We start from the raw sequence: 359 nt of genomic DNA, 5'->3' as shown, positions 1-359 counted from the left end.
CGCCGGTGCCTGTCCCCGCACACGAAGTGAGCGCACACAGAGACAAGACCAGCGATGCGGCTGCGAGAGTGGCTCGCGCCGCCATCTCAGAACCAGTAGATATTGCTGCTTGAGTGGACGGCGTTGCCCCTGTTGGTGAGGTAGCCCGTGTGATTCTCGGCAAACGCGGAGTTCGACATGCCGACCCAGCCGCTCCGATACGTCGAATATGTACCGTTGGACACAAGGAATCGCTTCATGACTGCCTGCGTCTGGTCGCAGGTGACGTTCGTTGTCCCGACGATGTACGCGTTGACTTGCTCTGGGTAGAAGCGGCAACCACTCCACGTGACCTCCGCGGCCTGCGCGGGCACCGCACC

General features: G+C 61.8%; 1 protein-coding gene. It reads right to left on the bottom strand.

Going from position 1 to position 359, the window contains the following annotated elements:
* Window positions 1-86: 86 nt before the first annotated feature.
* Window positions 87-359: hypothetical protein (locus tag KI686_RS15935; protein ID WP_237590315.1), on the bottom strand; the 273-nt coding region annotated here is incomplete at its 5' end.

Source organism: Polaribacter sargassicola (genome assembly GCF_021991835.1).
In the GTDB taxonomy this organism is placed as follows: Bacteria; Bacteroidota; Bacteroidia; order Flavobacteriales; family Flavobacteriaceae; genus Polaribacter; species Polaribacter sargassicola.
The sequence above is the reverse complement of the archived record's forward strand: the minus strand, read 5'-3'. Positions and strand labels throughout refer to the sequence as shown.